The sequence below is a fragment of the Mycobacterium sp. genome, assembly GCF_036490025.1.
Classification (GTDB): domain Bacteria; phylum Actinomycetota; class Actinomycetes; order Mycobacteriales; family Mycobacteriaceae; genus Mycobacterium.
This window is the reverse complement of the sequence record NZ_DASXEP010000172.1, coordinates 11,763-24,746: the sequence shown is the minus strand read 5'-3', so window position 1 is coordinate 24,746 and position 12,984 is coordinate 11,763. Positions and strand designations below refer to the sequence as shown.

10 protein-coding genes and 1 pseudogene are annotated in these 12,984 nt (G+C 67.2%); 9 read left to right on the top strand and 2 right to left on the bottom strand.

The window, feature by feature from the left end:
- The first annotated feature begins 4 nt into the window (after positions 1 to 4).
- The 3 genes and pseudogenes from VGG53_RS19810 to VGG53_RS19800 all read left to right on the top strand — a co-directional run bounded on the left by VGG53_RS19810 (position 5) and on the right by VGG53_RS19800 (position 1,912).
- On the top strand, positions 5 to 706 hold the full coding sequence (locus VGG53_RS19810) for a lysophospholipid acyltransferase family protein (protein WP_331519840.1): 702 nt from the start codon (positions 5 to 7) through the stop codon (positions 704 to 706).
- A 71-nt stretch (positions 707 to 777) separates the two neighbouring features.
- A pseudogene (locus VGG53_RS19805) lies at positions 778 to 954 on the top strand (1-acyl-sn-glycerol-3-phosphate acyltransferase); the annotation flags it as partial.
- Positions 955 to 1,096: 142 nt separating this feature from the next.
- Positions 1,097 to 1,912, top strand: coding sequence for an HAD family hydrolase (locus VGG53_RS19800; RefSeq protein ID WP_331519786.1), 816 nt, complete (start codon positions 1,097 to 1,099; stop codon positions 1,910 to 1,912).
- A gap of 9 nt (positions 1,913 to 1,921) precedes the next feature.
- Here VGG53_RS19800 and VGG53_RS19795 read toward each other — a convergent pair whose 3' ends face one another.
- Together VGG53_RS19795 and VGG53_RS19790 are read right to left on the bottom strand one after the other, a co-directional pair.
- Positions 1,922 to 3,535 (bottom strand): N-acetylmuramoyl-L-alanine amidase, encoded by a 1,614-nt coding sequence (locus VGG53_RS19795; RefSeq protein ID WP_331519784.1) that lies wholly within the window; start codon positions 3,533 to 3,535, stop codon positions 1,922 to 1,924.
- A gap of 168 nt (positions 3,536 to 3,703) precedes the next feature.
- Positions 3,704 to 4,543 (bottom strand): hypothetical protein, encoded by an 840-nt coding sequence (locus VGG53_RS19790; RefSeq protein WP_331519783.1) that lies wholly within the window; start codon positions 4,541 to 4,543, stop codon positions 3,704 to 3,706.
- Positions 4,544 to 4,819: 276 nt separating this feature from the next.
- Here VGG53_RS19790 and glf point away from each other — a divergent pair, with 276 nt between their 5' ends.
- The 6 genes from glf (at position 4,820) to VGG53_RS19760 (ending at position 12,972) form a co-directional block, all read left to right on the top strand.
- Positions 4,820 to 6,043, top strand: coding sequence for a UDP-galactopyranose mutase (glf, locus tag VGG53_RS19785; protein ID WP_331519782.1), 1,224 nt, complete (start codon positions 4,820 to 4,822; stop codon positions 6,041 to 6,043).
- Complete coding sequence (locus VGG53_RS19780; protein ID WP_331519781.1) at positions 6,040 to 8,001, top strand: glycosyltransferase; 1,962 nt, start codon at positions 6,040 to 6,042, stop codon at positions 7,999 to 8,001. The genes glf and VGG53_RS19780 overlap by 4 nt, the downstream gene beginning before the upstream one ends.
- Positions 7,982 to 8,539, top strand: coding sequence for a phosphatase PAP2 family protein (locus VGG53_RS19775; protein ID WP_331519780.1), 558 nt, complete (start codon positions 7,982 to 7,984; stop codon positions 8,537 to 8,539). Before VGG53_RS19780 ends, VGG53_RS19775 begins: the two co-directional genes overlap by 20 nt.
- Before the next feature lie 85 nt (positions 8,540 to 8,624).
- The gene (locus VGG53_RS19770; protein ID WP_331519839.1) at positions 8,625 to 9,473 is read left to right on the top strand and encodes a decaprenyl-phosphate phosphoribosyltransferase; all 849 of its coding nucleotides are present in this window, start codon (positions 8,625 to 8,627) and stop codon (positions 9,471 to 9,473) included.
- Entirely contained in the window at positions 9,451 to 11,490 is a 2,040-nt protein-coding gene (gene zomB, locus VGG53_RS19765) for a flagellar motor control protein ZomB (RefSeq protein ID WP_414689009.1), read from the top strand. The genes VGG53_RS19770 and zomB overlap by 23 nt, the downstream gene beginning before the upstream one ends.
- Before the next feature lie 438 nt (positions 11,491 to 11,928).
- Entirely contained in the window at positions 11,929 to 12,972 is a 1,044-nt protein-coding gene (locus tag VGG53_RS19760) for an alpha/beta hydrolase family protein (protein ID WP_331519779.1), read from the top strand.
- Positions 12,973 to 12,984 lie beyond the last annotated feature (12 nt).

Sequence of the window (12,984 nt, the reverse complement as noted above, 5' to 3'; positions counted from 1 at the left end):
GGTCATGGCGACCGGCACCAAGATCACCTACCAGCACCTCGAGCACATCCCGCGTACCGGCGGCGCGGTCATCGCGATCAACCACACCAGCTACGTCGACTGGCTTCCTGCCGCGCTGGCCGCGCATGCCCGCGGGCGCCGGATGCGCTACCTGATCAAGGCCGAGATGCAGCAGGTGAAGGTGGTCAACTTCCTGATCAGGCACACCAAGACCGTGCCGGTCGACCGCGGATCCGGGGCCGAGGCATACGCCGAAGCCGTCCGGCTGCTGCGGGCCGGTGAAGTGATCGGGCTGATGCCCGAAGCGACGATCAGCCGCAGCTTCGAGCTCAAGGAGTTCAAGACCGGGGCGGCCCGGATGGCGCTGCAGGCCGGCGTTCCGACCGTCCCACTGATCGTGTGGGGTGCCCAGCGGATCTGGACCAAAGACCACCCGCGCAATATCGGCCGCCGCAAGATTCCGGTGATCGTGGCGGCGGGTCCGCCGTTGCCGCCGTCCGGTGATGTCGAGCAACTCGACGCCGCGCTCCGGGAGGGAATGACTTCGTTGCTGCACCGCGTTCAAGAGCAGTATCCGCACCCCGAAGGTGCATTTTGGGTGCCGCGGCGATTGGGCGGCAGCGCACCTACGGTGGCGGAGGCAAAAATTATTGAGGACACTGAGAAGGCCGACCGCGCCCGCAGACGGGCAGAGCACGGCCCCTGACGCGGCTACCGACTATCGGCTTCGAAACGACCGCGCCGGGGACGAGATAGCCGAGAAAGGGAGCCCCTGGGATGGCAGAGCCGTTTTATCGGTTGGGTGAGTGGGTTGTTCCGCCGGTTGTGGCCATGAACGGGACGAAGTTCACCTTTCGCGGGCTGGAGAACATTCCCGAGCGCGGCGGCGCACTACTCGCCCAGAACCACACCAGCTACCTGGACTGGCTGCCGCCGTTGTTCGCGGCCCGCGAGGACTCCCAGGCGATCCGGTTGGCCGAATTGCAAGAGCGCCTTGCGAAGTACGGGACCGACGGCGTGACGCGGGCCGGGCAGATCCAAAGCGGAACGCATTGATCGCCGACCGCGAAAGAAGATTGGGCACAGTGGCCTACAAATGACTCTGCCAGCGCTGATCGCCTGCGACGTCGACGGCACCCTGATCGGCGACGACGAAAAGGTCGCACCGCGGACCCGCGAGGCGGTGCGCGCGGCCGTCGCGGCCGGGGCGCAGTTCGTGCTGGCCACCGGCCGCCCACCGCGGTGGATCCCACCGGTGGTCGACGGGCTCGGGTTCGCGCCGATGGCGGTGTGCGCCAACGGCGCGGTGATCTACGACCCCGCGACCGACCGGGTGATCTCGGCCAGGACGCTGACCGTCGACGCCCTGGCCGAACTGGCCGAGATCGCCACCCGGGTCATCCCGGGCGCCGGTCTGGCCGTCGAGCGGATCGGTGCCAGCGCGCACGACAGCGCCACCCCGCAATTCGTCAGCTCGCCGGGCTACGAGCACGCGTGGCTGAATCCGGACAACACCGAAGTGTCCATCGACGACCTGCTCAGTGCGCCCGCCGTCAAACTCCTGGTCCGCAAGGCCGGCGCTCGCAGTGCCGACATGGCCGCCGCGCTGGCCAGGCACGTCGGCATCGCGGGCGGCATCACCTACTCCACCAACAACGGCTTGATCGAAATCGTGCCGCTGGGCATCGACAAGGCCACCGGCATCGCCGAAATCGCAGGGCCGCAGGGCATCACCGACGCCGACATCGTCGCATTCGGCGACATGCCCAACGACGTGCCGATGCTGCGCCGCGCGGGCCTCGGGGTGGCGATGGGTAACGCGCACCCCGACGCGATCGCGGCGGCCGACGAGGTCACCACACCCAACACCGACGACGGGGTGGCGCGGGTGCTCGAACGTTGGTGGCTGTAAGGCCGTCGTTTACGCGGCCGGGGCCACGGGCGAGAAGCGCTCGAGCTGAACCGGCGGCCCGGCCTCGGACGGCGGTGGCAATTCTTCGACGACGCCGTCGATGACCCGGCTGACCCGGCCGCTGAGCCGGTCGAGGTTCAGCGTGCCGTGCTGGAAGTTCTGCTTCACCCATTGCGGCTCTTGGATTTCCGAGCTGGTCGGCAGGCCCAGCGCACCCCGCTCGTAGCCGAGCGAGGCCCACGCGTCGTAAATGGCTCCGGTGACCGCTTGCGGGCCGGTCTCCGGGGACCAGTACATTGCCCCCTTCTCGAAGTCGGCGTAGCGCGCACCGTCTGCTCCGGTGGCTTCGGGGGAGGTCGGCCCGCCGAGGATGCTGCTCATGCCGCCGATGGTCTGCCATCGGTCGTAGATGGCACCGCCCTGCAGCGACAGCGCCAGGTCTTCGGGTCTGGGTGGGCCGCTGAAATGTGCTGCGGTTTCGCGTATCTCGTCGAGAAGCCCATAGGCGGCGTTGCCGGGGCAGTCGGTGGCGCCGACGTCGCGGTGGCTGAAGACGGTCGGCAGGGTCGCAAGCGCGTCGACGGGATAGTTGGTATCCGGACCACCGGCCGACGGCAATGTGACGGTGCCCTGCGGGTTGAGGTGGTCCAGGCCGAGCCGCCAGCCGATCAGCCGGCCGAGGGTGTGCAACTGGATCGGCGTCGGCGCCACGTCGTCGAAGTTGCCGATCATCGCGACACCCCAGCTGTCGCGGTTGAAGCCGCCGGTGTGGTCGCCCTGCACGGGCCCGGTCAGCGCGCCGGCCCTGCCCTCGAACACCTGGCCGTACTTGTCGACCACTGCGTTGTATGCGATGTCGCACCAGCCCAGAATCTGGGTGTGGTAGGCGTAGATCGATTGCACGATCGCCGCCGAGTCCTGGGGTTGGTAGTCGTTGCTCTCGGCGGTGTGGTGGACCACTGCGGCGCGGATGGGCTGATCGAACGGCCGGTTGCCGCAGTGCACCGCTTCGTCGGCGCCCCACTGTGCGCGAGCGATGATGTTGGGCGCCTGGCCCGGCGCGACGATGGCGGCGGGCGGGGTCCACTGGGTGTCGGCTGGTGCCTGCGGTGGGGAAATGAGGATGGCGGAGATGTTCTGCGCCAGCGGCTGTTCGGTGCTGGCCGGAAGGTAGCCCAGGTCGGCAGTTGCCGGCGTCTTCGGCGCTGACGTGCGGGGCGCGCCGGCCGGGCGGCGGACCGAGATCTGCACCGTCGTCGTCGCGCCGACGAACACGGGATCGGTGCCGCGCGGACCCGACGTAGTGCCATTGCCGGTCAGCGTCTCCGTCTCGTACCACGGCCCCCACGAGCCGTCGGCGTGGCGGGCGCGGATCCGCGCGGAGGTGCCGGTGAGGTCGCCGCCGGTCAGCGCCACCATGGAAAACGGTGTGGCTTGGCTGATTTGGCGCAGTGTGACGCCGCCACCGAGACCGACCAGCGGTTGTTGGGCGAGGTGGGTGTCGGTGGGCCGAGACGACTGCTCCCGATGTCCGGTTGCCGAACCGACCGCCCACGGCAGGATGACGACGGTCGCCGCGACGGCGGTGAACAGCATCGTCGGCGCGGGGCGGCGGGACGGCACGAACCGATGTTACGTATGTGTCTAGTGGTGCAAATGATTCGACACGCTACTTAAGTGAACAAAGTGAACTGGGCACGGCACGGCACCGCAGAGTTTGGTTGGGCCTGGTCGGACCATGGGCCCACTTCTGCGGTGCCGTTTCGGGGGAAAACCGAGCCGAGCGCCCGATCAGGGGATCGGGCTGGGTGGCGGAGGAACCGGAGCGGCGGCACCGTGTGCTGCCTGCGTAAGCCCCGGCAGGATCATGCCCTTGAGCAGGTCGATGGCCTGACCGGCGCCCAACTGGTTGGCCGCGCTCATCATGTCGCTGACCAGCCCGCCACTGGGCGCCGGCGCCGCGCCGAGAGAAGGATCGCCGAGGATCGGGTAGGTGCCACCCATGCCGGGGTCCAATCCGACCGGGTCGCTGATCGGCAGCTCGCTCGGATTCGACGAGCCGCCAGCACCGGTCATCGGGTCAAAGGCACTCGGACTGGTCAACCCCGGCGTCAGCCCGGGGGTGGTCAGACCCGGAGTTGCGCCAGGCGTCAGACCCGGCGTTGCGCCCGGTGTCAGACCCGGAGTCGTGAGCCCGGGGGTCGCGCCGGGAGTCAGACCTGGTGAGGTCAGGCCCGGTGAGGTGAGACCCGGTGAGGTCAGGCCGGGTGAGGTCAGGCCCGGCGAGGTCAGGCCGGGCGACGTGAGGCCGGGTGACGTGAGGCCCGGTGACGTCAACCCCGGGCTGCCAAGACCTGGCAAGCCCATACTGTCGGGGCTGGTCGCACCGGTCAGGCTCGGGATCGGCGGAAGGCTGACCCCGAACTGTGACAGCCCCTGCGACAGCGCGCCCATCAGCTCACCGGGAAGGTCGGTCATCCCTGCGGCCCGAACGAACTCCCGATGCTCGGTCACCGGCTTGGCGTTAGCGGTCAAGTCGCAAACAGCGATGTAAGCAAAAGGACTTGCGACCGCCAGAGCGGCGAACGCGCTCGTGGCTGTCGAGAGCCTGCGTCGACGTCGGTTCGGCACGGAAGTCTCCTCAATCTGGACTAAACGGTCTCGTCCGCGCGGGGCGCGCACGGTGCCCGATCTCGTGGCTCTTCGGGCACATGATCGATGGTACGGACGTGATTGGTGTGACTAGAGTGACGAGACCGAATCGTGAGCCAATCGCGACTTTCGTCACCAAAATCTGCTCTGCCGCCACCCACGGCGTCGCTGTTCGCCGCGGGCGAGAAGCTCACTCCGGCGCAACGCCGCCGCCAAGCGGGCTGTGGTCGCGCAGTCGGATACCCTAGGCAACCGATGACTTCTCCTTCCGGTCGTTTTGACCTCTATGTCGTCGGCTCCGGATTTTTCGGTCTGACGGTTGCCGAGCGCGTGGCTTCTCAGCTCGGCAAGCGGGTGCTTGTCGTCGACAGGCGTCCGCATATCGGCGGAAACGCCTACTCGGAGGCCGAGCCGTCGACCGGTATCGAGGTGCACAAGTACGGCGCGCACCTCTTCCACACCTCCAACAAGCGGGTGTGGGACTACGTGCGACAGTTCACCGACTTCACCGGCTACCAACATCGGGTCTTCGCCATGCACGACGGGCAGGCCTACCAGTTCCCGATGGGCCTGGGCCTGGTGTCGCAGTTCTTCGGCCGCTACTTCTCGCCGGACGAGGCCAGGGCGCTGATCGCCGAGCAGGCCGCCGAGATCAAGAGCGACGACGCGCAGAACTTCGAGGAGAAGGCGATCTCGCTGATCGGCCGGCCGCTGTACGAGGCGTTCATGAAGCACTACACCGCGAAGCAGTGGCAGACCGACCCCAAGGAGCTGCCCGCGGCCAACATCACCCGGCTGCCGGTGCGCTACACCTTTGACAATCGCTACTTCAACGACACCTACGAGGGCCTGCCGGTCGACGGCTACACGGCCTGGCTGCAGAACATGGCGGCCGACGACCGCATCGAGGTCAGGCTGGACACCGACTGGTTCGACGTCCGTGATGAACTACGTGCCGCCAGTCCGGATGCTCCGGTGGTCTACACCGGCCCACTGGACCGCTACTTCGATTTTGCTGACGGTCACTTGGGCTGGCGCACTTTAGATTTCGAGCTTGACGTGCTGCCGACCGGCGACTTTCAGGGCACTCCGGTGATGAACTACAACGACGCCGACGTGCCCTACACCCGCATCCACGAGTTCCGTCACTTCCACCCGGAGCGGGACTATCCGACCGACAAGACAGTGATCATGCGGGAGTACTCCCGCTTCGCCGAGCACGATGACGAGCCCTATTACCCGATCAACACCGGGGCCGACCGCGCGGTGCTGGCCGCCTACCGGGCCAGAGCCACGAACGAAACCGGCTCGGCGAAGGTGCTTTTCGGTGGACGTCTGGGCACCTACCAATATCTCGACATGCACATGGCCATCGCCAGCGCACTGAGCATGTACGACAACGTGCTGGCGCCGCACCTGCGTGACGGCGCTTCGCTTCAGGCTCGAGACGAGAACAGCAGAGGAAGCAACCGGGGATGAGTAAGACCACGGTCGACAATGTAAACCCAGCCGCGACACAGCAATCCAGCAAGGCGGTGAGCCTGTTGGCGCGGGTGATCTTGCCGCGGCCGGGCGAGCCGCTCGACGTCCGCAAGCTTTACCTGGAGGAGTCGGCGACAAATTCGCGGCGCGCGCATGCGAGCAACCGGACCTCGCTGCAGATCGCTGCCGAATCCGAAGTGTCGTTCGCCACCTACTTCAATGCGTTCCCGGCCAGCTACTGGCGTCGGTGGACCACCTGCACGTCGGTGGTGCTGCGCACCGAGCTGACCGGCAAGGGGCGCGTCGACGTCTACCGCACCAAGGCCACCGGGGCCCGGATCTTCGTCGACGGCCGCGATTTCGCCGCGACGGGCAGCGAACCCGAGGCTCTCGAATTCCAGGTGGGGCTCCAGCCTTTCGAAGACGGCGGGTGGATCTGGTTCGACGTCACCACCCACACGGACGTGACGTTGCGCAGTGCCGGATGGTATGCGGATCAGCCCGCCCCGGGTGTCGCCAACGTCGCGATCGGGATCCCGACGTTCAACCGGCCGGATGACTGCGTGAACGCCTTGCGGGAGCTCACCGCAGATCCGTTGGTGGACAAGGTCATCGGCGCTGTGATCGTTCCCGATCAAGGCACATCGAAGGTACGTGACCACCCCGATTTCGCGGCAGCCGCTGAGCCGCTGGGCGATCGGCTCTCGATCCACGATCAGCCCAACCTCGGCGGCTCCGGCGGATACAGCCGGGTGATGTACGAGGCGCTGAAAAACACCGACTGCCAGCAGATCCTGTTCATGGACGACGACATTCAGCTGCAGTCGGACACCATCCTGCGGATCCTGGCGATGCACCGGTTCGCCAAGACGCCGATGCTGGTGGGCGGTCAAATGCTCAACCTGCAGGAGCCGTCGCACCTGCACATAATGGGCGAGATGGTCGACCGGGCGAACTTCATGTGGACCGCTGCGCCGTTCACCGAATACGATCACGATTTCGCCGAATACCCGTTGAGCGACAACAACCCTCGCAGTCAGCTGCTGCACCGGCGCATCGACGTCGACTACAACGGCTGGTGGACGTGCATGATCCCGCGCCACGTCGCCGAGGAGCTCGGCCAGCCGTTGCCGCTGTTCATCAAATGGGACGATGCCGATTACGGGTTGCGCGCCGCCGAACACGGCTATCCGACCGCGACCCTGCCCGGTGCGGCTATCTGGCACATGGCGTGGAGCGACAAAGACGACGCGATCGACTGGCAGGCCTATTTCCACCTGCGCAACCGGCTGGTGGTGGCGGCCATGCACTGGGACGGCGACGTCGCCGGTCTGGTCCGCAGCCACTTCAAGGCGACACTCAAACACCTTTCCTGCCTTGAGTATTCGACGGTCGCCATTCAGAACAGGGCGATCGACGACTTCCTCGCCGGGCCGGAGCACATCTTCTCGATACTGGAATCCGCACTGCCGGAAGTACATCGGATGCGCAAGCAGTACCCGGATGCGGTGGTGCTGCCGTCGTCGGATGAGTTGCCGTCGCCGTCGCAGCGCAACTACGAGATGAAACCGCCGGTGAACCCGCTGTCCATCGGGTACCGGCTGATTCGCGGGACACTGCATCAGCTCAAACAGGCCCAGCCAGAACACCATCAGCGCCCGCAGCTCAATGTGCCGACTTCCGACGCCCGGTGGTTCCGGCTGGCCACCTTGGACGGTGCCACCGTCACCACCGCAGACGGGCGCGGTGCTGTCTACCGTCAGCGCGACCGGGCCAAGATGTTCGCGCTGCTGTGGCAGTCGGTGCGGCGCCAACGGCAGCTGGTGCGCCGATTCGACGAGATGCGCCGCGTCTACCGTGCGGCGCTACCGGTGTTGTCCAGCAAGGAGAAATGGGAGACGGTGCTGCTACCGGCCCACGACAATGCGTCGGGCAATGGCCGACATCGCGGCTGATTCGGCATCGCCGAGCGGCGAGGTGGCGGTCCTGGTCGCGGTGCAATCGGCGCTGGCGCACCGCCCCGGAGCCCTGGCGGTCGCGCGGGCGCTGTCCCATTTCGGCGAGCACAGCCTCGGCTGGGTGGCGGTGTCGGCCATCGGCGCGCTGGTGGCTCCGGCCCGCCGCCGCAGTTGGCTGGTGGCCGGTGCCGGGGCGTTCGCCGCGCACGCGACGGCCGTGCTGATCAAGCGGCTGGTGCGGCGGCCACGACCGCATCACCCGGCGGTCGCGGTCAACGTCGGCACCCCGAGCAGCCTGAGTTTCCCGTCGGCGCACGCCACCTCGACCACCGCGGCGGCCATACTGCTGGCGCGGGCGACCGGCTTGCCGCTGCCTGTCATGCTGGTGCCGCCGATGGCGCTGTCCCGGGTGCTGCTCGGCGTGCACTATCCCAGCGACGTGGCCACCGGCGTGGCGGTCGGCGCCGTCGTCGCTGCTGTCGCGGCCCGCATTGACGGTGGGCCAGCACGAGCCCGTGGAGCAGGCAATGAGTGAAGACCTGGAAAACCTCGAGAACAACGCGCCGGCGACCGGGCCTGCAACCGTCCGGCCGAACCTGATCGCGGGCGTGGTCAAGGCGATGCGTCCGCGGCAGTGGGTGAAGAACATCCTGGTGGCGGCGGCACCGTTGGCCGCGTTGGGCACCGACGTTCACCACGACTGGACCAAGGTACTGATCCAGGTGGCCCTCGCGTTTGTGGTGTTCTGCCTGGCGGCCTCGTCCATCTACTTGGTCAACGACGTCCGCGACGTCGAGGCCGACCGCGAACACCCCACCAAGCGATTCCGCCCGATCGCCGCCGGCATCGTGCCCGAGTGGCTGGCCTACGCGCTGGCGGTGGTGCTCGGGGTGGCGTCGCTGGCCATCGCGTGGGAGGTCAACCGAAATCTGGCGCTGGTGATGGCCGTGTACATCAGCATGCAGCTGGCCTACTGCTTCGGGCTCAAACACCAAGCGGTCATTGACATCTGCATCGTCTCGTCGGCGTATTTGCTCCGCGCCATCGCCGGCGGGGCAGCCACCGGTATCCATCTGTCCCAATGGTTTTTGCTCACGGCCGCGTTTGCATCGCTGTTCATGGTGGCCGGCAAGCGTTACGCCGAGCTACAACTGGCCGAGCGCACCGGGGCCAGCATCCGCAAGTCGCTGGAGAGCTATACCAGCACCTATCTGCGATTCGTCTGGACGATGTCGGCCACCGCGGTGGTGGTCTGCTACGGCCTGTGGGCATTCGAGCGCGACCACGGCAGGGCCGGCTGGTTCGCGGTGTCGATGGTGCCGTTCACGATCGCGATCCTGCGGTACGCGGTGGACGTCGACGGTGGCCTGGCCGGCGAACCCGAGGACATCGCGCTGCGCGACCGGGTGCTGCAGGTGCTGTTCCTGGCGTTGATCGGAACCATTGGTGTTGCCGCCTTCTTCGGCTGACGCGGCCTCGGCTGAGGCGGCCCCGAGGGCCCCGGCCCCGTCGCGCTGGCCGGTGCTGGAGCGGGCTTCGTTCCCTTACGACATCACGGTTCGGGCCAGTCTCTGGATAAGCGTGGCCGTGGTCTCGGTGCTGTTCGGTTGGGGCGCCTGGCAGCGCCGCTGGATCGCCGACGACGGGCTGATCGTGCTGCGGACCGTCCGAAATCTGTTGGCAGGCAACGGCCCGGTGTTCAACCAGGGCGAACGGGTCGAGGCCAACACCTCGGTGGTGTGGACGTATCTGATGTACGCCGGCGGCTCGCTCACCTGGCCGATGCGCCTGGAGTATGTCGCCTTGGTGTTGGCCCTCGGCCTGAGCCTGCTGGGCCTGGCGCTGCTGATGCTGGGCACCGGGCGACTGTTCGCACCCAGCCTGCTGGGCCGCCGCGCGATCATCCTGCCGGCCGGCGCGCTGGCCTACATCGCGGTGCCGCCGGCACGTGACTTCGCCACCTCCGGGCTGGAGAGCGGCCTGGTGATGGCCTACCTCGGGCTGCTGTGGTGGATGATGGTCTGCTGGTCACAGACCAGGCGGGGGCGGCCCGCCGGGCGGGTTTTCATCATCGCGCTGGCTTTCGTCGCCGGATGCAGCGTGCTGGTACGGCCGGAGTTGGCCCTGATCGGCGGTCTGGCGCTGATCATGATGCTGATCGTCGCGCGGGGCTGGCGGCGCCGGACGGCGATCGTGGTGGCCGGCGGGCTGTTGCCGGTGGGCTACCAGATCTTCCGGATGGGCTACTACGGGCTGCTGTTTCCCGGGACCGCGCTGGCCAAGGACGCGGCGGGCGACAAGTGGTCGCAAGGACTGATCTATCTGTCGAACTTCAACCAGCCATACGCGTTGTGGGTGCCGGCGCTGTTGCTGGCCGGGTTGGGCCTGGTCCGGTGGGCATCAGCCCATCGACACACGGGCCACAAGGGCCACAAGGGTCACAAGGGTCACCAGGGGACTTTTCCGGCGCCGGCAGGCGGTGGGCCGCTGGCCCGGTCGATGCAGAGCCCGTCCGCCGTCGTGGTATTCATCCTGGTCAGCGGGTTGCTGCAGGCGCTGTACTGGATCCGGCAGGGCGGAGATTTCATGCACGGCCGGGTATTGCTGGTCCCGCTGCTGTGTCTGCTCGCGCCGGTGGCGGTGGTGCCGGTGGTGTTCCCCGACGGCACCGGGCTTTCCCGCGAGGCCGGCTACTGGCTGGCCGGCGCGGTGAGCGTGCTGTGGATGGCCGTCGCGGGTTGGGCGCTGTGGGCAGCCAATTCGCCCGGGATGGGCGCCGCCGCTACCCGGGTCACTTACTCGGGCATCGTCGACGAGCGCCGTTTCTACGCGCAGGCGACGGGCCACGCGCACCCGTTGACGGCCGCCGACTATCTCGACTACCCCCGAATGCGTGCGGTGCTGGTGGCACTCAACAACACCCCGGACGGGGCGCTGTTGCTGCCGTCCGGCAACTACGACCAGTGGGATCTCGTCCCGCCGATTCCGCCGCAGCAGCCGCCCGCCCCGCCTCCTGCGCCCCAGAAGGGCCCGCACACAGTGTTTTTCACCAACCTCGGCATGGTGGGTATGAACGTCGGTCTGGACGTCCGGGTGATCGACCAGATCGGGTTGGCCAACCCGATCGCGGCGCACACCGCCCGGCTGCAGCACGGCCGCATCGGTCACGACAAGAACCTGTTCCCGGACTGGGTGATCGCCGACGGACCGTGGGTGAAGTGGTATCCGGGTGTGCCGGCCTACCTCGATGCAAAGTTCGTCCAGCAGGCCGAGGCGGCGCTGCAATGCCCGGGCACCCAGCAGATGCTGACTTCGGTACGCGGCCCGATGAGTTTCCACCGGTTCCTGTCGAATCTGCTGCACTCTGCTGAGTTCACCCGCTACCGAATCGACCGCGTTCCGCGCTACGAACTGATCAGGTGTGGCCTGGCTGTGCCGGAGTCAGGCGGCGCTCCGTACACCGGTCTGCCCGCCACCGGGCCCTAACGCCGGGGTGGACCGCCGGCCGGGAACGGTTATCGGCAGAAGAATTTTTGCCGGCCATTTGGTCGGCGCCCGGCCGGCAGGTCGGAACGTCGCCCAGCAACACGAAAAATGCATTCTTACCGGCCAACGACCGCTCGGCGGCACAGTCACAGCGCGGTGATTCGCAGTCGAGTTGAGCTGGTCCGGACGCCGCGCGGCACCCGGTTTCGGCCCAACGCCGATGAGAGTCCACACCGCAAGATGTGGTTGACTACGGAAGCACAGCTGCGCCCGTCCGGCATTGATGCGGCTCCGAATGGATAGCGGAGATCCGGACAACCAGGCCGGCGAGCTCAGCAACGATGCGGGCCAAGAAGCGGTTCGCGCAGAAGCTGAGCAATTTAGGGCGATGCAGTCCGACCCACACCGTTGGGCCCGACAATGAATGAGGAAGCAAGAATGAGGCTTGTTGACAGGTTTCGCGGCGCGGCTGGGACGTTGCCGCGTCGGCTCGCGCTAGGGGCTGCCGTGGCAGCGCTGCTGCCGGGCCTGATCGGTGTCGTGGGTCAGACCGCCGACGCCGGCGCGTTCTCCCGGCCGGGACTGCCCGTCGAGTACCTGCAGGTGCCGTCGGCTGCCATGGGTCGCGACATCAAGGTCCAGTTCCAAAGTGGCGGCGCCAACTCGCCCGCCGTGTACCTGCTCGACGGTCTTCGGGCGCAGGACGACTTCAGCGGCTGGGACATCAACACGCCGGCCTTCGAGTGGTACCTGCAGTCCGGTCTGTCGCTCGTTATGCCGGTGGGTGGACAGTCCAGCTGGTACACCGACTGGTACAAGCCGGCGTGCGGTAAGGCGGGTTGCCAGACCTACAAGTGGGAGACCTTCCTCACCAGCGAGCTGCCGCAGTACTTGAACGCCAACAAGCAGGTGAAGCCGACCGGTGGCGCGGCTGTCGGTCTGTCGATGGCCGGTGCCTCGTCGCTGAACCTGGCGAACTACCACCCCGACCAGTTCATCGAGGTCGGCTCGTTCTCTGGTCTGATGGACCCCTCCCAGGGCATGGGCCCGACGCTGATCGGCTTTGCGATGGGTGACGCCGGTGGCTACAAGCCCGCCGACATGTGGGGCCCCAAGGAGGACCCGGCCTGGTCTCGTAACGACCCGCTGCTGAACGTCGGCAAGACCGTCGCCAACAACACCCGCGTGTGGATGTACTGCGGTAACGGCAAGCCGTCGGACCTCGGTGGCGACAACCTGCCGGCCAAGTTCCTCGAGGGCTTCGTGCGTACCAGCAACATCAAGTGGCAGGACGCCTACAACGCGGCCGGTGGCCACAACGCGGTGTTCAACTTCGACGCCAACGGCACGCACGACTGGCCGTACTGGGGTTCGCAGCTGCACGCCATGCTGCCCGACCTGCAGCAGCACCTCGGTGCGACGCCGGGCGGTGGCCCGGGCCCGGGTGCTCCGGCTGCCACGGCGGCCGGCCAGCACACCTGAGCTGAGAACAGC

What these genes read in the sequence shown, in the direction of transcription:
- glf (WP_331519782.1), top strand. Translation starts at nt 4,820, where the DNA reads ATGACTTCTCCTTCCGGTCGTTTTGACCTCTATGTCGTCGGCTCCGGA.
- VGG53_RS19760 (WP_331519779.1), top strand. Translation starts at nt 11,929, where the DNA reads ATGAGGCTTGTTGACAGGTTTCGCGGCGCGGCTGGGACGTTGCCGCGT.
- VGG53_RS19800 (WP_331519786.1), top strand. Translation starts at nt 1,097, where the DNA reads ATGACTCTGCCAGCGCTGATCGCCTGCGACGTCGACGGCACCCTGATC.
- VGG53_RS19775 (WP_331519780.1), top strand. Translation starts at nt 7,982, where the DNA reads ATGGCCGACATCGCGGCTGATTCGGCATCGCCGAGCGGCGAGGTGGCG.
- VGG53_RS19810 (WP_331519840.1), top strand. Translation starts at nt 5, where the DNA reads ATGGCGACCGGCACCAAGATCACCTACCAGCACCTCGAGCACATCCCG.
- VGG53_RS19780 (WP_331519781.1), top strand. Translation starts at nt 6,040, where the DNA reads ATGAGTAAGACCACGGTCGACAATGTAAACCCAGCCGCGACACAGCAA.
- VGG53_RS19770 (WP_331519839.1), top strand. Translation starts at nt 8,625, where the DNA reads ATGCGTCCGCGGCAGTGGGTGAAGAACATCCTGGTGGCGGCGGCACCG.